Source organism: Dyella lutea, from assembly GCF_024158035.1.
GTDB lineage: Bacteria > Pseudomonadota > Gammaproteobacteria > Xanthomonadales > Rhodanobacteraceae > Dyella_A > Dyella_A lutea.
The window spans coordinates 910001-927319 of the sequence record NZ_JAMZEK010000001.1; the positions used below are offsets into that span (position 1 = coordinate 910001).

General features: G+C 65.0%; 13 protein-coding genes and 2 rRNA genes (1 of these 15 running past the window's edge). 14 read left to right on the forward strand and 1 reads right to left on the reverse strand.

The genetic code is table 11. The features are described from left to right. Together NC595_RS04040 and rrf are read left to right on the forward strand one after the other, a co-directional pair. Window positions 1-2046: ribosomal RNA gene (locus NC595_RS04040) — 23S ribosomal RNA — on the forward strand; it begins 835 nt to the left of the window's first position. 118 nt (window positions 2047-2164) lie between these two features. Further along, window positions 2165-2277 (forward strand): 5S ribosomal RNA (gene rrf, locus NC595_RS04045). 212 nt (window positions 2278-2489) lie between these two features. Here the strand turns inward: rrf and NC595_RS04050 are convergent. Then, complete coding sequence (locus NC595_RS04050; protein WP_253564973.1) at window positions 2490-3425, reverse strand: carbohydrate kinase family protein; 936 nt, start codon at window positions 3423-3425, stop codon at window positions 2490-2492. Between the two features lie 275 nt (window positions 3426-3700). Here NC595_RS04050 and NC595_RS04055 point away from each other — a divergent pair, with 275 nt between their 5' ends. The 12 genes from NC595_RS04055 to NC595_RS04110 all read left to right on the forward strand — a co-directional run bounded on the left by NC595_RS04055 (window position 3701) and on the right by NC595_RS04110 (window position 17194). Beyond that, window positions 3701-4747, forward strand: coding sequence for a rod shape-determining protein (locus NC595_RS04055; protein WP_017463941.1), 1047 nt, complete (start codon window positions 3701-3703; stop codon window positions 4745-4747). 124 nt (window positions 4748-4871) lie between these two features. Continuing rightward, window positions 4872-5825 carry a rod shape-determining protein MreC gene (mreC, locus tag NC595_RS04060; protein WP_253564974.1) on the forward strand — a complete coding sequence of 318 codons (954 nt, stop codon included), beginning with the start codon at window positions 4872-4874 and terminating at the stop codon, window positions 5823-5825. Beyond that, a complete protein-coding gene (mreD, locus tag NC595_RS04065; protein WP_253564975.1) occupies window positions 5822-6307 on the forward strand; it encodes a rod shape-determining protein MreD in 486 nt (161 codons plus the stop codon). The genes mreC and mreD overlap by 4 nt, the downstream gene beginning before the upstream one ends. Before the next feature lie 11 nt (window positions 6308-6318). Then, on the forward strand, window positions 6319-8292 hold the full coding sequence (mrdA, locus tag NC595_RS04070) for a penicillin-binding protein 2 (protein WP_253564976.1): 1974 nt from the start codon (window positions 6319-6321) through the stop codon (window positions 8290-8292). Further along, the gene (gene rodA / locus NC595_RS04075; RefSeq protein WP_253564977.1) at window positions 8289-9404 is read left to right on the forward strand and encodes a rod shape-determining protein RodA; all 1116 of its coding nucleotides are present in this window, start codon (window positions 8289-8291) and stop codon (window positions 9402-9404) included. Before mrdA ends, rodA begins: the two co-directional genes overlap by 4 nt. Before the next feature lie 90 nt (window positions 9405-9494). Then, window positions 9495-10505, forward strand: coding sequence for a lytic murein transglycosylase B (gene mltB, locus NC595_RS04080; RefSeq protein WP_253564978.1), 1011 nt, complete (start codon window positions 9495-9497; stop codon window positions 10503-10505). Continuing rightward, complete coding sequence (locus NC595_RS04085) at window positions 10502-11503, forward strand: septal ring lytic transglycosylase RlpA family protein (RefSeq protein WP_253564979.1); 1002 nt, start codon at window positions 10502-10504, stop codon at window positions 11501-11503. The genes mltB and NC595_RS04085 overlap by 4 nt, the downstream gene beginning before the upstream one ends. Window positions 11504-11567: 64 nt before the next feature. After that, a complete protein-coding gene (locus NC595_RS04090; RefSeq protein WP_253564980.1) occupies window positions 11568-12806 on the forward strand; it encodes a D-alanyl-D-alanine carboxypeptidase family protein in 1239 nt (412 codons plus the stop codon). Continuing rightward, the gene (locus NC595_RS04095) at window positions 12806-13096 is read left to right on the forward strand and encodes a DUF493 family protein (protein WP_253564981.1); all 291 of its coding nucleotides are present in this window, start codon (window positions 12806-12808) and stop codon (window positions 13094-13096) included. The genes NC595_RS04090 and NC595_RS04095 overlap by 1 nt, the downstream gene beginning before the upstream one ends. A 139-nt stretch (window positions 13097-13235) precedes the next feature. Beyond that, window positions 13236-13904 carry a lipoyl(octanoyl) transferase LipB gene (gene lipB, locus NC595_RS04100; protein WP_253564982.1) on the forward strand — a complete coding sequence of 223 codons (669 nt, stop codon included), beginning with the start codon at window positions 13236-13238 and terminating at the stop codon, window positions 13902-13904. Window positions 13905-13914: 10 nt separating this feature from the next. Then, window positions 13915-14922 carry a lipoyl synthase gene (lipA, locus tag NC595_RS04105; protein ID WP_253564983.1) on the forward strand — a complete coding sequence of 336 codons (1008 nt, stop codon included), beginning with the start codon at window positions 13915-13917 and terminating at the stop codon, window positions 14920-14922. A gap of 10 nt (window positions 14923-14932) precedes the next feature. After that, window positions 14933-17194 carry a carboxy terminal-processing peptidase gene (locus NC595_RS04110; RefSeq protein WP_253564984.1) on the forward strand — a complete coding sequence of 754 codons (2262 nt, stop codon included), beginning with the start codon at window positions 14933-14935 and terminating at the stop codon, window positions 17192-17194. Window positions 17195-17319: the final 125 nt, after the last annotated feature.

Below are 17319 nucleotides of genomic sequence, written 5' to 3' on the forward strand. Positions count from 1 at the left end.
CTGGGGGTAGAGCACTGTTATGGCTAGCGGGTCATCGCGACTTAGCAAACCATGGCAAACTCCGAATACCAGGACAGACTATCCGGGAGACACACGGCGGGTGCTAACGTCCGTCGTGAAAAGGGAAACAACCCAGACCCGCAGCTAAGGTCCCAAAGTTAGTGCTAAGTGGAAAACGATGTGGAAAGGCATAGACAGCCAGGAGGTTGGCTTAGAAGCAGCCACCCTTTAAAGAAAGCGTAATAGCTCACTGGTCGAGTCGGTCTGCGCGGAAGATTTAACGGGGCTAAGCACTACACCGAAGCTCGGGGTGCACACGCAAGTGTGCGCGGTAGAGGAGCGTTCCGTAAGCCTGTGAAGGTGAGTTGAGAAGCTTGCTGGAGGTATCGGAAGTGCGAATGCTGACATGAGTAACGATAATGCGGGTGAAAAGCCCGCACGCCGAAAGCCCAAGGTTTCCTCGCGCAACGTTCATCGGCGCAGGGTGAGTCGGCCCCTAAGGCGAGGCAGAAATGCGTAGTCGATGGGAAGCTGGTTAATATTCCAGCACTTTTCTTAAGTGCGATGTGGGGACGGAGAAAGTTAGGTCTACCGGGCGTTGGTTGTCCCGGGGAAAGGCGGTAGGCATGGATCTTAGGCAAATCCGGGATCCTTTATGCCGAGCACCGAGACGAGTCCTATGGGACGAAGTGACTGATACTACGCTTCCAGGAAAAGCCACTAAGCTTCAGCTTAAGAAAAACCGTACCGTAAACCGACACTGGTAGGCAGGGTGAGAATCCCAAGGCGCTTGAGAGAACTCGGGTGAAGGAACTAGGCAAAATGGCACCGTAACTTCGGGAGAAGGTGCGCCCTCCGGTGTGGTCACGTGCGTGACTGAGCACTGGAGGGTCGCAGTAACCTGGCCGCTGCGACTGTTTATCAAAAACACAGCACTCTGCAAACACGAAAGTGGACGTATAGGGTGTGACGCCTGCCCGGTGCTGGAAGGTTAATTGATGGGGTCAGCCGCAAGGCGAAGCTCTTGATCGAAGCCCCAGTAAACGGCGGCCGTAACTATAACGGTCCTAAGGTAGCGAAATTCCTTGTCGGGTAAGTTCCGACCTGCACGAATGGCGTAACGACAGCGGCGCTGTCTCCACCCGAGACTCAGTGAAATTGAAATCGCTGTGAAGATGCAGCGTTCCCGCGGCAAGACGGAAAGACCCCGTGAACCTTTACTATAGCTTTACACTGAACGTTGAGTTCTTCTGTGTAGGATAGGTGGGAGGCTATGAAACCAGGACGCCAGTCTTGGTGGAGCCATCCTTGAAATACCACCCTGAAGTGCTTGACGTTCTAACCTAGGCCCGTAATCCGGGTCAGGGACCGTGTATGGTGGGTAGTTTGACTGGGGCGGTCTCCTCCCAAAGAGTAACGGAGGAGCACGAAGGTACGCTCAGCGCGGTCGGACATCGCGCACTGTGTGCAAAGGCATAAGCGTGCTTGACTGCGAGATCGACGGATCAAGCAGGTACGAAAGTAGGTCTTAGTGATCCGGTGGTTCTGTATGGAAGGGCCATCGCTCAACGGATAAAAGGTACTCCGGGGATAACAGGCTGATACCGCCCAAGAGTTCATATCGACGGCGGTGTTTGGCACCTCGATGTCGGCTCATCACATCCTGGGGCTGTAGTCGGTCCCAAGGGTATGGCTGTTCGCCATTTAAAGTGGTACGCGAGCTGGGTTCAGAACGTCGTGAGACAGTTCGGTCCCTATCTGTCGTGGGCGTTGGAGATTTGAGGGGGGCTGCTCCTAGTACGAGAGGACCGGAGTGGACGTTCCGCTGGTGTTCGGGTTGTCATGCCAATGGCATTGCCCGGTAGCTATGAACGGAAGCGATAACCGCTGAAAGCATCTAAGCGGGAAGCGCGCCCCAAGATGAGATCTCCCGAGAGCTCGACTCTCCTTAAGGCCCCATCTAGACTAGGTGGTTGATAGGCGCGGTGTGGAAGTGCAGCAATGCATTGAGCTTACGCGTACTAATGAGCCGTGCGGCTTGACCATATAACCCCAAGACGCTTCGCTTCTCTTCAGCGAAACATCTCGTAAGGTTCCAAATCGCTTGTCACTCGTTTACCCCTTTAGCCGGTCCGGCGCTCCTGAGCGCTGACCGCACCCCTTCCCTGGCGGCTATAGCGCTGTGGCCCCACCCGATCCCATCCCGAACTCGGAAGTGAAACGCAGCCGCGCCGATGGTAGTGTGCATCCGCATGCAAGAGTAGGTCACTGCCAGGGACCTTTTTTTGAAAAGCCCCCTCCAACAGGAGGGGGCTTTTTATTTGATCGCTTTCGTGCGAATCAGCGACTATTAGCCCCTCTTTCGCGAACTACCACGCGCCATTCAACGCCTTGGGTGAACCAGCTCGTGGGTGACATCTCACCAGTAGTTCGGGCACAAAAAAGCGGGGAAGTCCCCGCCTCTCGCGTTGATCGAATGGCTGACGCGCTCAATCCAACGTATAGCCGAACTGCTCGTGGAATTCGGAGTGGAACTGCTCGTAGTTGAAGCGCTGGTTCTGCGTGCCGGGGTGCTCCACCTTCAGTGCACCCATTAGCGAGGCCATGCGGCCGATCGTCGGCCAATCACGGCCTTGCATGATGCCGAAGATCAGGCCGGCCCGGTAGGCATCGCCGCAGCCAGTCGGGTCGACTATGCGGCGTTCCCGTGCCGCCGGAATGACGTGTGTCGTCCCATCGGCGTGGATGACGGAGCCTCGAGGCCCCTGCGTCACGATATAGGCGCCGACCCGAGCAGCGATCTCTCCCGCTGACCAGCCGGTGCGCGTCTGCAGTAGTTGTGACTCGTAATCGTTGACGATCACGTAGGTCGCCTTCTCGATCATCGAACGAAACTCGGCGCCATCGAACAATGGCATGGCCTGACCGGGATCGAAAATGAACGGCACGCCCCGCGCAGCAAACTCATCGACATGCTGCAGCATCGCCTCGCGGCTGTCAGGCGCGACGATCGCAAAGCTGATTCCCGGAATGTCCTTCACATGGTTCTCGTGGGCACTGGACATCGCGCCGGGGTGGAACGCCGTAATCTGGTTGTTGTCCAGATCGGTCGTGATGAAACACTGCGGCGTGAACTGATCGCTGTACTCGCGGACGTGGTCCAACCGGATGCCGCACTCCACCAGATGCTGCCGGTACGGCGCGAAGTCCTGGCCGACGGCCGCGACCGGCAGCGGATCGGCGCCGAGCAGCTTGAGGTTGTAAGCGATGTTGCCGGCGCAACCGCCGAACTCGCGCCGCATCCGGGGCACCAGGAACGAGACGTTCAGGATGTGCACCTGGTCCGGCAGGATGTGGTTCTTGAACTGGTCCTGGAACACCATGATGGTGTCGTAGGCCAACGATCCGCAGATGACGGCTGACATGATGCTTGGGTGCCTCGGCAAGATGTTCGGACCGCCCAGTTGGCGGCCACGCAGACTGCCGCGACCGAAGGCCCCGGCAAAGTTGCGAATCGTACCTCGAACGCCCCTGCTTGGCGACTTTCTGCCCTCCGGTGATGCTGCGTGGGCACTCAAGAAACTGTCGATATCATCCCGTCCTACAAGGATTTCTTAACGTTACAGTCCTTGCGCCCCATGGCAGCGCTGACTAGACTGGCGCGCTTACTTTTTAGCCAGTCGGATGCGCGGCGCTGCCCATGTTCAAGAAGTTTCGCGGGATCTTCTCCAACGACATCTCCATCGATCTCGGCACCGCCAACACGCTGATATACGTGCGTGGCCAGGGTATCGTGCTGAACGAGCCTTCGGTGGTCGCCATCCGCCAGGACCGTGGCCCGGGCGGTCCCCGCGCGGTGGCGGCGGTCGGTGGCGAGGCCAAGCGCATGCTGGGCCGTACGCCAGGCAACATCGCCACCGTGCGTCCGATGAAGGACGGCGTGATTGCCGACTTCACCATGACCGAGGCGATGCTGCAGCACTTCATCAAGCAGGTGCACAAGTCGCGCATGCTTCGTCCCAGCCCGCGCGTGCTGGTGTGTGTGCCGTGCGGCTCGACCCAGGTCGAGCGCCGCGCGATCAAGGAATCCGCCGAAGGCGCCGGTGCCCGTGACGTGTTCCTGATCGAGGAGCCGATGGCTGCCGCAATCGGTGCCGGCATTCCGGTGCATGAGGCGCGTGGCTCGATGGTGCTCGATATCGGCGGCGGTACCTCCGAGGTGGCGGTGATTTCGCTCAACGGCATCGTCTACTCCGCTTCGGTGCGCGTGGGCGGGGACCGCTTCGACGAAGCGATCATCAACTACGTGCGTCGCAACCACGGCACGCTGATCGGCGAGTCGACAGCCGAGCGGATAAAGCTGGAGATCGGCTGCGCGTTCCCGCAGAGCGAGGTCAAGGAGATCGAGATCTCTGGCCGCAATCTCGCCGAGGGCGTGCCGCGCATGTTCACCATCAACTCCAACGAGATTCTCGAGGCGCTTCACGAGCCGCTCGCCGGTATCGTCGCCGCAGTGAAGTCGGCGTTGGAGCAGACGCCGCCGGAGCTTTGCTCCGACGTGGCCGAGCGCGGCATCGTTCTCACCGGTGGCGGTGCGTTGCTGCGCGACCTGGATCGCCTGATTTCCGAGGAAACCGGCCTCCACGTGCAGGTCGCCGACGACCCGCTGACCTGCGTGGCCCGGGGCGGCGGCAAGGCGCTGGAACTGATCGACCAGCACGGCAGCGATTTCTTCGCTCCCGAGTGAGCCGTGCCGGGCCGCGCGTCCGGTCGTCGTTGAATTCCGACAAACACCGTGCGGGCCGGTGCGAGGCAGCCCGAGGAGTCCTGTCGTTGAAACAGCGCAGCAGCATCCATGACGGAAGGGCGCCATGCCGCTGACCCGTGAGGAACCCTCACCGCTGTTCGCCGGCACGGTCGCCGGCACGCTGCGTCTGCTCACCTACCTCGCTCTGGCGATGGTGCTGATGGTGCTGGACCACCGTAATGGCTGGACGTGGCGGGTACGCTACGCCGCTGCCGTTGTCGTCGAGCCGCTCTACCGGCTCGCCGGTGCACCCAGTGCCGGATTCCACTCGCTTGCCGTCGCGTTCGCGGAGCGCAAGACCCTCACCGAGGAAAACCAGCGCCTGCGTGAGGATCTGCTGCTGGCCAATGCCAAGCTCAACCGCATGGCTGCAGTGGCCGAACAGAACCAGCGCCTGAAGGAACTGCTCGATACCCAGCGCAGCCTCGAACTCAATGTGCAGCTCGCGCGGGTCATCGGCGTCGATCTCGGCCCGGGAGAAGACCGCATCATGCTCGGCGTGGGTGCCAACAGCGGCATTCATGTGGGCCAGCCGGTAATCGATGCCCGGGGAGTGATGGGCCAGGTGGTGCATGTGCTGCCCAGCACCTCGGTGGTGATGCTGGTGACCGACCCGGCACACGCCATTCCGGTGACGGTGGAGCGCACGGGGCTGCGCACGATCGCCTATGGCACCCGCGACGGCAACGGACTGCTCCTGCCGGACATCCCGATGGCGGCCGACGTCCGTGCCGGCGATCGTCTGCTCACCTCTGGCATTGGCGGGCGGTTCCCGCCGGGGTTCCCGGTGGGCACGGTCGACAAGGTGCAGCCGGCACCCACCGGCATGTTTCTGCAGGCCAGCGCGAAGCCGGCCGCCGACCTGGACCGCAGCGAGGACGTGTTGCTCCTCCACGATTTGGCCGAGCCTGCCGGCCCGCCGGCACCGGCGACGTCGGTGGGGCCGCCGGAAGACCTGGCGATGCCGGCATCGGCAACCTCCTCGACATCCACGGCGAATACGGGCGTGAAGCGATGAACCGCCAGCGTGTCGCCCTGTTCTGGTTCAGCGCGACCGTCGCGGTCTCGCTGATCGCCATGCTGGTGCCGCTGCCGGCGGTACTGCAGCCGTTCAAACCGTACTGGCCGGCGCTGGTCCTGCTCTACTGGGCGCTGGAGTCCGGCGATCGGGTGAGCCTGGGACTGGCCTTTGCGGTGGGCCTGTTCGCCGACCTGCTCGATGGCGTTTTGCTGGGTGAGCAGGCGTTGCGACTGACTGCGTTGATGTTCATCGCGCTGCGCTTCCGCTCGCGGCTGCGCTTCTTCCCGATGTGGCAACAGACCCTGGCCGTGCTTGCGCTGCTGCTCAATGACCGCATCCTCCTGCTGATCGTGCGCACCTTCGCTGGCGAAGCCTCGCCCACGTTGAGTTGGTGGTTCTCGCCGTTCGTCGGCGCCGCGCTCTGGCCGTTCCTGTTCCTGCTGCTGGATGACCTTCGCATCCGGCTGCGTATCGCCTGATCGGTGCGCCGGTGAGCAAGCGCCGCATCCATCGTCCGCGCCGCGCCATCAAGGACCCGCGGGGTGAAAGTGCACTGTTCCGCGGTCGCGCCGTGGCGGGTTTTGCACTGATTCTGCTCGGCCTGCTGGCCCTGGTCGGTCGCTATGCCTTCCTGCAGGTGCTGCACCACGACGAGTTCGCCACCCGCTCGGATGCGAACCGGATCAAGCCACGCGCGTTGCAGCCGGCGCGCGGACTGATCTATGACCGCAACGGCGTGCTTCTGGCCGACAACGTTCCTGCCTTCCGGCTCGAGGTGGTGCCCGAGCAGGTGCCTGACATGAAGGCGATGCTGGCGCGGATCGGCTCGGTGGTGCCGCTTGGCGACGACGACATCGATGCGTTCAGGAAGCAGCTGGCCCAGAGCCGTCGTTTCGACAGCATCCCGTTGAAGATGCACCTGTCCGAGGACGACATCGCCCGGTTCTCGGTCAATCGCTGGCGCTTTCCCGGCGTGGACGTGGTGCCCTACCTGACCCGGCGCTACACCTTCGGCGCCCGCTTCGCGCACGTGATCGGCTACGTCAACCGGATCGACGACAACGATCTGAAGCGGCTCGACCCGGCCAGGTACAAGGGGGCCACGCACGTCGGGCGCAGCGGCATCGAGCGCTCCTACGAGGATCTGCTGCACGGAACGCCGGGCTACGAGCTGGTGGAGGTGAACGCCGACGGGCGTACCCAGCGCGTGCTGGAAACCCATCCGCCGGTCCCCGGCAAGAACCTTTACCTGAGCATCGATGCCCGCATCCAGAAGGCGGCCGAGGATGCATTCGCCGGACGTCCTGGCGCGGCAGTCGCGATCGATCCGCGCAACGGCCAGGTGCTGGCCATGGTCAGCGTGCCAAGTTTCGATCCCAACCTGTTCGTCAACGGCATCAGCTCGGCCGACTACAAGGCGCTGACCACCGACCCGGAGAAGCCCCTTTACAACCGTGCCCTGCGCGGGGTGTATCCGCCCGGCTCCACGGTCAAGCCGTTGATTGGTCTTGCCGGCCTGGAATCCGGCCTGCGTACGCCGGACGACACGGTCGTCTCCACCGGCCAGTACTGCATCCCCGGCACCACTTTCTGCCGGCGCGACGACCAGCGCGGCGGCGCCGGGCGCGTCGATCTGGCCGAAGCCATCGAGCAGTCGGTCAATACCTATTTCTACAAGCTCGCGCTCGACCTGGGGATCGACCGCCTGAGCCACTACATGAGCCAGTTCGGCTTCGGCCACGCGACCGGCATCGACCTGGTCGGCGAATCGGACGGCGTCCTGCCCTCACGCGAGTGGAAGGCGGCGCATTCGAAGATGCCGTGGTTCCCGGGCGAGACGATGATCGCCGGCATCGGCCAGGGCTACTGGGCGGTCACGCCACTGCAGCTCGCCCATGCCATTGCCACCTTCGCCGGCGGCGGGGTGCCCTACAAGCCACGCCTGGTGATGGCCACCCAGGATGGCGTGGATGCGAAGGCCGTGCCGTTGCCGAACCCGCCGGAAGGCCCTTCGCTGATCAGCTCGAAGACGAACTGGGAGGCGATCGACAAGGGCATGGAGATGGTGATGTACGGCGACAAGGGCACCGGCAGGAGCCTGACCGTCGGTTTCCCGTACCGCATTGCCGGCAAGAGCGGTACGGCCCAGCGCTACTCGCGCACGGGCAACAGCTACGACGACCGCAGCAACCTGGCCTATCTCGCCAGCCGCAACCGCGCATGGTTCGAGATGTATGCGCCCGCCGACGATCCCCAGATCGCCGTGGCCGTGGTTCTTGAAGCCGGTGCCTGGGGTTCGTCCTCGGCCGGTCCGATCGCGCGGCACATCCTCGACGCCTGGCTGGCGACGAAGGGCAGCAAGGCACCACCGTTCACACCCTACAGCGATCCTTCGCTTGGCGACGTGCCGCCGCTGCCAGCGGAGGACCTGCCGGTCGCTCCCCCGGACGGAGACACACCATGATCCGTCCCTACTACACGCGCCTGCGCCGCTTCGTCCGGCGTCTGATGACCCGGCCGCGGATCGACCTGCCGCTGGCCTTCGGCTTGTTCGTGCTTGGCTGCGTGGGCCTGATGACGCTCTACAGCGCGGGTGATCGCAGCCTTTCGCTGGTGGGCGGACAGGCGGCCCGTTTCGTGCTCGGCGGCGTACTGCTGTTGCTGGTATCGCGCATACCGCCATCGACCCTGCGCACATGGACGCCGTGGCTCTACGCGGGAAGTACCGCGCTATTGGTCGTGGTGGCGGCGTTGGGCGAGGGGCGTGGTGCGTACCGCTGGCTCGACCTCGGCGTGATGCGCTTCCAGCCATCGGAGCTGCTGAAGCTCACGATGCCGATGATGGTGGCGTGGTACCTGCATCCGCGCCAGCTGCCACCGAGCTGGAAGGACATTGCCGTGGTCGGCCTGCTGATCGTCCTCCCTGCCGGCCTGATCGCCGAGCAGCCGGACCTCGGTACCGCGCTGCTCGTGGCCGCCGCCGGCGCATTCGCACTGTTTCTCTCCGGCATGGCGTGGTGGCGCATCGGCATGCTGCTGGCCGGCGCGGCCGCCATGGTGCCGGTGGGCTGGCACTTCATGCACCAGTACCAGCGCGATCGCGTGATGACCCTGCTGAACCCCGAGTCGGATCCGCTCGGCAATGGCTGGCACATCATCCAGTCGCAGATTGCCGTGGGTTCCGGCGGCGTCTTCGGCAAGGGCTGGCTGCACAGTACCCAGTCGCGGCTGGATTTCCTGCCCGAACACACCACCGACTTCATCTTCGCGGTGTTCTCCGAAGAGTTCGGCTTGGTCGGCGTCGTCGGCATCCTACTGCTGTATGCCTTCATCATCGGCCGCTGCCTGTGGATCGCGATGGAGGCGCGCGACACCTACTCGCGACTGCTCGCCGGCGCAATCGGCATGAGCTTCTTCGTCTACGTGCTGGTCAACGGCGGCATGGTCGCCGGCATGCTGCCGGTGGTCGGTGTGCCGATGCCGCTGGTCAGCTACGGCGGTACCTCGGCGGTGTCGCTGCTGACCGGTTTCGGCGTGCTGATGTCGATCCACGCCAACCGCAAGATGCACCAGTGACCGCCCCGCGCGCATGCGCTGCAGGCCCCGGGCGGGTCGCGGCACGCGTGCTAGGCTCTCCGCGCCCACCACAAAGCGAGCTTTGTTCCGATGACTGTCCGCAACGCGACCCGTGTCCTCCGCCTGGTCATCGCGTGGGGTCTGCTGGTCGCCCCGGCACTCATCCCGCTGCATGCCGAAACCCATCCGGGCCAGGCCGCGCTGGTACGCGAGGTGGCACGCGATACCGGCAAGGATCCGGTCGCGCTGAACCGCCTGCTGGATGGCGCCATCCGGCAACAGAGCATCCTCGATGCGATCAGTCGCCCGGCCGAAGCCAAGCCGTGGCGGGACTACCGGCCGATCTTCCTGACCCCGCAGCGCATCGCTGATGGCGTGGCGTTCTACCGCGATCACCGCGCGTTGCTCGAACAGGTGGGTCAGCAGTACGGCGTCGCACCGGAATACATCGTGGCGATCCTCGGGGTGGAGACCAACTACGGGCGGCTCACCGGCAAGTACAAGGTGCTCGACGCGCTGGTCACGCTGGGCCTGTACTACCCGCCACGTGCGAAATTCTTCCGCGAGCAGCTCAAGGTGCTGCTGGAGCTGCCGGACAACCACCTGGCCGGTCCGCTCGACACCCTGATGGGCTCGTATGCCGGAGCGCAGGGCTGGGGCCAGTTCATGCCATCGAGCATCCGCGACTTCGCGGTGGACGCCGATGACGACGGCCATATCAATCTGGTCGATTCGCTGCCGGACATCGTGGCCAGCGTCGCCAACTACTTTGCCCGGCACGGCTGGGTCCGCGGTGGTCCGGTCGCGATGCGCGCCCAGCCGGATGCGGCGGCGAAAGTCATCACGGCCGACGACACCAGGCCGCATTGGTCGCTGGAGCAGCTGGAGGCCTGGGGCTACGCCCCGTTGCAGCGCGCCAATCCGGGGGAACTGACCGGCCTGCAGACGCTGGAGGGGGCGAATGGCCCGGAGTACTGGTTCACTTTCCAGAATTTCTACGTGATCACCACCTACAACCGCAGTCCGCTATACGCCATGGCCGTCTATCAGCTGGCGCAGGCGATCGATGCAGGCGTGCAGGCGGCGGACCGCCAGCCGTGAGTCGGATCGGAGCACTGCTGGCGGTCGTCACGGCCCTGCTGCTGGCCGGCTGTGCGGGCCACCGCACCCGGCCGGCGACGCATCATGGATCGCGCGGGGCGGCAACAACCGGGCAGGAGGCGGGTGCTTCGCCGGGTGTGCCCGCCGACGGCGATCGGTTCCACGACGACATCAGCCGGAATCAGGCGGACCGCTACAGCGAGCAGGCGGACAGCGTGCCGTCGGGCCCGCCGCCGGACGTGGACAAGCTGCCCGAACCGGTGCCGCACTGGGAGCCTCGTTCGACCTACGGCAACCGGTCGCCGTACACGGTGCTTGGCCACACCTACCGCGTGCTGCCGAGCGCAAAGGGTTACGACGAGCGCGGCATCGCTTCGTTCTACGGCAACAAGTTTCACGGCTACAAGACGTCCAACCTCGAGAACTACGACATGTACAAGTTCTCGGCGGCGCACAAGACATTGCCCCTGCCGAGCTACGCGCGGGTCACCAACCTGGCCAACGGCAAGAGCGTGATCGTGCGGATCAATGATCGCGGCCCGTTCCACGACAACCGCCTGATCGACCTTTCCTATGCGGCGGCGGTGAAGATCGGCATCTGGCCGAAGGGCACGGGGCTGGTGGAAGTACGCGCGATCGACCCGGCCCATCCGGAGCAGACGCCGCCACCGGTCGCCGTGGTCAACGGCCAGATCAAGCCCGCCGCAGCTGCCGCTGGCAGGGAACCTGCGTCCGCTGCGTCGGTCCCTGTGCTCGGCAGCAAGCCGGCGATCTATCTGCAGGTGGGAGCTTTCTCAGATGCGTCGAATGCAGAGCGCCTGGCCCAGCGCCTGCGCGCGGCGAACCTCGGTGACGTACGGGTGATCGAGGCGCAGAGTGGTGGACGGACTGTTCGCCGCGTGCGCGTCGGACCTGTGCCAGACGCTGAACAGGCCGACGCCATCGCTCGCCGGATCGAGGCCATGGGCCTGCCGCATCCTCAGGTCGCGGTAGACTGAACGGTATTTCTCATGCGACGGCGCCATGTCTGCCGTCCCCAGCCAGACGGGATTGAACACAACGATGAGCTTTTTCCGCCGTACCCTGGTTTCGCTCGCAGCCACCGCCCTCATGGTCGGGGCCGCCATGGCCCAGCAGGCTCCACCGCACCCCACCGCCGTGCCGCGGCCGGTCGCGCCTGCAGTGCCCGTGCCGCCGCCGCCGGACGTGGATGCCCAGAGCTGGGTGCTGATGGATTACGCCACCGGGCAGATCCTCGCCTCGAAGAATCCCGACGAGCGCCGCGCCCCGGCTTCGCTGACCAAGGTGATGACCGACTACGTGATCTCCGCCGAGATCGGCGCCGGCCGCATCCATCCCGACGACACGGTGACCATCAGCGAGCACGCCTGGCGTGCCGGCGGCGGCGGCACCGACGGTTCCACCAGCTTCCTCAAGCTGGGCAGCCAGGTGAAGCTGGAGGACCTGCTCAAGGGTATGATCGTGCAGTCCGGCAACGACGCGGCGATCGCGCTGGCCGAGCATGCGGCCGGCTCCGAGGACGCGTTCGCCAACCTGATGAACGCGTATGCCAAGCAACTGGGCATGGTCAACACGCATTACTCCAATGCCTCCGGTTACCCGGTGGACGATCACTACTCCACCGCGCGCGACATCGCGATCCTCTCTCGCGCGCTGATCCACAACTTCCCCGAGGACTACGCGATCTCCAAGATCAAGGAGTTCGAGTGGAACGGCATCAAGCAGCAGAACCGCAACGCCCTGTTGTGGCGTGATCCCGCGGTGGACGGCATCAAGACTGGCCATACCGCCGCCGCCGGCTTCTGCCTGGATGCTTCGGCGGTGCACGGCGACGAGCGCATGATCGCGGTGGTGATGGGGTCGAGCACCGACAAGGGGCGCGCCGACGCGGCCATGGCCCTGCTCAACTACGGCTTCCGTTTTTACGAGACGCACAAGCTGTACGAGGCCGGCAAGGCGCTCGCCACGCCGCGGTTGTGGAAGGGTGCGGCAGACCAGTTGCCGATCGGCGTGTCCGACGACGTACTGGTGACGGTCAAGACCGGCCAGTACGACAAGCTGAAGGCCACCATGGACATCCCGGCCACCCTGATCGCCCCGTTCAAGAAGGGGCAGCAGATCGGCCTGCTGCGCATCGCGCTGGACGGCCAGCCGGTGCAGAGCGTGCCGCTGGTGGCGCTGGCCGACGCGCCGCAGGGCGGGTTCTTCTCGCGGCTTTGGGATTCGATCCTGCTGTGGTTCCATGGCAGCGGCAAGAAGGCCGACGCGGACGCGAAGTGATGCAAGAGATCGATTTCACCCAGGCGAAGAAGGACGGCAAAGGCTTCCAGTTTCCCGGCGAGTTCGAGATCACCGCCATGGGCAACGCTGGCGCCGACCTGCCGGTACACGTGCCGCGGCTGCTTGAGGGCGCCGGCCTGCACGTGTTGCACGAGACGGTGCGCTACAAGCACTCGGCCGGCGGCAACTACGTCTCGGTGACGGTCAGCTTCCGCGCCCAGACGCGGGAGCAGTACGACTCGGCCCATACGGTGCTGCGGGCCGATCCGGACGTGCGTTATACGCTGTGAGCGGCAGTGGCTGAGCCAGTCACCACGGGGAACGCGCCAGGCGCGTTCCCCGTTTGTTTTGGTGGCCGGTGCCCTTGAATCGTCCGGACGCCCCCCTGATCTCAACGGCATTTCCTCCGATCCACCCAGGCTTCACCCCATGTCCCTGCCACTGAAAGTCCGCCGCCTTGGCCGCCAGCCCTACGAGGCGACCTGGAAGGCGATGAGCGAGTTCACCGACCGTCGCACCGCCGATACGCCGGACGAGCTGTGGCTGCTCGAGCACGACCCGGTGTTCACCCAGGGCCAGGCCGGCAAGGCCGAGCACGTGCTGGCGCCGGGCAATATCCCGGTGGTGCAGGTGGACCGGGGCGGTCAGGTGACCTACCACGGCCCGGGCCAGATCGTCGGCTACCCCCTGATCGACCTGCGCCGGGTGGGCGTGGGCGTGCGCGAGCTGGTGCACCGGATCGAGCAGTCCATCATCGATACCCTGGGCCATTGGGACATCGGCGCCGAACGGCTGGAAGGCGCCCCCGGCGTCTACGTGGCCGGGGCCAAGGTGGCGGCCCTGGGCCTGCGCGTGCGGCGCGGCTGCAGCTTCCATGGACTGGCCTTCAACGTGGCCATGGACCTGGAGCCCTACCAGCGCATCAATCCTTGCGGCTACAAGGGTTTGGCGGTGACGCAGGTGCTAGACTTGGGCGGTCCGTCGCGCCTGGCGGACGTCGAAGACGTGCTGATCGGCGAGTTCTGTCGCCAGTTCGGCTTCGACGCCGAGCCGGCCGCCCCCCAACTCCCCGAACTCCCCGCGCGCGCCGCGGTCTAGGCCCGAGCACATGAGCGAATCCTCCGCCACTCCCACCAAGACCATCCCGATCCAGACATTGTCTGTACCGGTGGTCGAAAAACAGCTCGGCAACGACAAGATCGCGCGCAACCGCGCCGGCTTCGACACCGAGACGCCAACCCTGCGAAAGCCGAGTTGGATCCGCGTGCGCCTGCCGCAGGGCAACGCCGTGCAGGACCTGAAGTCGCGCCTGCGCCAGAACGCGCTGGTGACGGTGTGCGAGGAGGCGTCCTGCCCGAACATCCACGAGTGCTTCTCCAAGGGCACCGCCACCTTCATGATCCTCGGCGAGGTCTGCACCCGCCGTTGCTCGTTCTGCGACGTGGCCCACGGCCGCCCGGCGCCGCCCGACCCGCTGGAGCCGGCGCGCCTGGCCGAGACCATCGCCGACATGCGCCTGAAGTACGTGGTGATCACCTCGGTCGACCGCGACGACCTGCGCGACGGCGGCGCCGAGCACTTCGCCAGCTGCATCCGGGCGGTGCGCCATGCCAGTCCGCAGATCAAGATCGAGATCCTCACCCCCGACTTCCGCGGCAAGGGCCGGATGGAGCGCGCACTCGAGGTGCTGAAGGATTTCCCGCCGGACGTGTTCAACCACAACCTGGAAACCGTGCCGCACCTGTACCGCGAAGTGCGTCCGGGTGCGGACTATCAGTGGTCGCTTGACCTGCTCAAGCGCTTCAAGGCGCAGCATCCGGACGTGCCGACCAAGTCCGGCATCATGCTGGGCCTGGGCGAGACGTACGAGCAGGTGATCGAGACGCTGCGCGATCTACGTAATCACGACGTGGAGATGATCACCATCGGCCAGTACCTGCAGCCCACGCCGCACCACCACCCGGTGGTGCGCTACTGGACGCCGGACGAATTCGACGCGCTGCGTCGGCAAGGCGAGGCGATGGGTTTCCATCACGTCGCGTCCGGCCCGCTGGTGCGCTCCTCCTACCACGCCGACCTGCAGGCACATGCCGCGGGCGTCACCGAACTTGCCTAAAGGGACCTGCATGACCCTCCGCCCCGCGCTTGCCCTGCTGATTGCCTTCACTCTCGCCGGCAGCGCGCCGGGTGCGCTGGCCGGGGATGCCACCGCACCGGCCGCCGCATCCACCGCGGCGCCGAAGTACGCGACGCTGCCGCTGGAGCCCACCGCCACCGAGGCGGACGCGGCGCAGCTCTCCGCGCGCTTCCTCACCCGCTTCCACTACGACGCGCAGCCGCTCGACGACGCGATGTCGGCGCGCATCTACAAGAAGTACCTCGACCAGCTCGACGGCGAGAAGGTGTTCTTCACCCAGGAGGACCTGGCGAAGTTCGCGCCGCTGAAGACCCGGCTGGACGATGCGATCTGGAACAAGGATCTCACCGGTCCGTTCGCGATCTTCAACCGCTACGTGCAGCGCGCCAAGGAGCGCATGCACTTCGCGCTGGGCCTGCTGCCCAAGGGCTTCGACTTCACCAAGGACGAAAGTTATATCGTCGACCGCGAGAAGGCCGACTGGCCGAAGAACCAGGCCGAGCTGGACAACCTGTGGCGCGAGCGGGTGAAGAACGACTGGCTGCGCCTGAAGCTGGCCGGCAAGGACGACGCGGACATCCGCAAGACCCTCACCAAGCGTTACAACACGCTGCTGGACCGCATCAAGCAGCTTGACGGCGAGGACGCGTTCCAGAGCTTCATGACCGCCTACGCGGAAACCACCGACCCGCACACCGACTACCTCGGTCCGCGCCTGGCGGAGAACTTCGACATCTCGATGAAGCTCTCGCTGGAGGGCATCGGTGCAGTGCTGCAGGCGCGCGACGAGTACACCCAGATCCGCGAGGTGGTGCCCGGCGGCCCGGCGGCCAAGTCCGGCAAGCTGCATGTGGGCGACCGCATCGTGGCGATCGGCCAGGACAACGGCCCGATGGTCGATGTGATCGGCTGGCGCCTGGATGACGTGGTCGCCAAGATCCGCGGCAAGAAGGACACCACCGTACGGCTGGAGATCCTGCCCGCCGATGCCGGCCCCGACGGCAAGCACGAGCTGATTACGCTGGTACGCAAGAAGGTCGTGGTGGAGGAGCAGGCGGCCAAGTCCAAGGTCATCGACGTGAAGGACGGCGACGTCAGCCGCAAGATCGGCGTGATCGAGCTGCCCACCTTCTATGCCGACTTCGCCGCCCGCGCCAAGGGCGACCCGAACTACAAGAGCGCCACCCGCGACGTCGCCAAGCTGCTGACCAAGCTCAAGGCCGATGGCGTGCAGGGCGTGATCGTGGACCTGCGCAACAACGGCGGCGGTTCGCTGGACGAGGCCAATGAGCTCACCGGCCTGTTCATCGACAAGGGCCCGGTGGTGCAGGTGCGCAAGGCCGACGGTGATGTCGAAGTCGAGGGCGACGACCAGCCGGGTCTGGCCTGGAGCGGTCCGATGGCCGTACTGGTCAACCGCGGCACCGCCTCGGCCTCGGAGATCTTCTCCGCGGCGATCCAGGACTATGGTCGCGGCCTGGTGATCGGCGAGCCGACCTTCGGCAAGGGCACCGTGCAGAACCTGGTCGACCTCGACCGCTTCGCCCAGACCGCCGGCGAGAAACCGCAGATGGGCGAGCTGAAGATGACCATCGCCGAGTTCTTCCGCATCAACGGCGGCTCCACCCAGCTCAAGGGCGTCACGCCGGACATCCAGTACCCGAAGAACGGCGACGAGAAGGATTTCGGCGAGTCCACCTACGACAACGCGCTGCCCTGGACCCAGATCCCGCCGGCCGACTACAAGCCGGTGGCCGACCTGAAGGCCTACCTGCCGCAGCTCATGCAGATGCACGACGCGCGCGTGGCCAAGTCGCCGGCGTGGAAGCTGATGCTCGACCAGCTCGCGCAGTACAAGAAGATGCGCGACCAGACCACCATCTCGCTCAACTACGACAAGCGTCTGGCCGAGCGCAAGGAGCTGGACAAGATCCAGGCCGATTTCCTGGCCCGTCGCAAGGCGATCGACGGCGATGCGGTACCGTCCAACCCGGACAGCACGCTGGACGATGGCCTCAACGCCAACGAGCGCAGCCTGAAGTCCGAGCTGAAGGCCGAGAAGGAGGCGAAGGAAGCCAAGGACGTGGAGCTGGACGAGACCGCGCACATCCTGTTCGACGCGATTGGCCTGATCCAGTCCAACCCGAAGCTGGCCGCCGAGGTGCTGCCCTACGGCGGCAAGTTCTCCGAAGCGGTGGCCGCGGCCCCCGCAAAGGGTACCGCAGGGGCTTCGCCGGGCACCAAGCAGTAGGGCAGGGCCTCGCAACGAAAAAGCCGGCGCATGCGCCGGCTTTTTCGTTGGCCCTTGTAGGAGTCCGCTCGCGGGCGATGCTCTTCTGCCTCGATGTTGGTCAGGAGCAGGAGCATCGCCCGCAA

Coding starts and splice junctions, on each gene's coding strand:
- NC595_RS04050 (WP_253564973.1), bottom strand. CDS start 3,425: ATGTCAGCCGTCATCTGCGGATCGTTGGCCTACGACACCATCATGGTG.
- NC595_RS04055 (WP_017463941.1), top strand. CDS start 3,701: ATGTTCAAGAAGTTTCGCGGGATCTTCTCCAACGACATCTCCATCGAT.
- mreC (WP_253564974.1), top strand. CDS start 4,872: ATGCCGCTGACCCGTGAGGAACCCTCACCGCTGTTCGCCGGCACGGTC.
- mreD (WP_253564975.1), top strand. CDS start 5,822: ATGAACCGCCAGCGTGTCGCCCTGTTCTGGTTCAGCGCGACCGTCGCG.
- rodA (WP_253564977.1), top strand. CDS start 8,289: ATGATCCGTCCCTACTACACGCGCCTGCGCCGCTTCGTCCGGCGTCTG.
- mltB (WP_253564978.1), top strand. CDS start 9,495: ATGACTGTCCGCAACGCGACCCGTGTCCTCCGCCTGGTCATCGCGTGG.
- NC595_RS04090 (WP_253564980.1), top strand. CDS start 11,568: ATGAGCTTTTTCCGCCGTACCCTGGTTTCGCTCGCAGCCACCGCCCTC.
- NC595_RS04095 (WP_253564981.1), top strand. CDS start 12,806: ATGCAAGAGATCGATTTCACCCAGGCGAAGAAGGACGGCAAAGGCTTC.
- lipB (WP_253564982.1), top strand. CDS start 13,236: ATGTCCCTGCCACTGAAAGTCCGCCGCCTTGGCCGCCAGCCCTACGAG.
- lipA (WP_253564983.1), top strand. CDS start 13,915: ATGAGCGAATCCTCCGCCACTCCCACCAAGACCATCCCGATCCAGACA.
- NC595_RS04110 (WP_253564984.1), top strand. CDS start 14,933: ATGACCCTCCGCCCCGCGCTTGCCCTGCTGATTGCCTTCACTCTCGCC.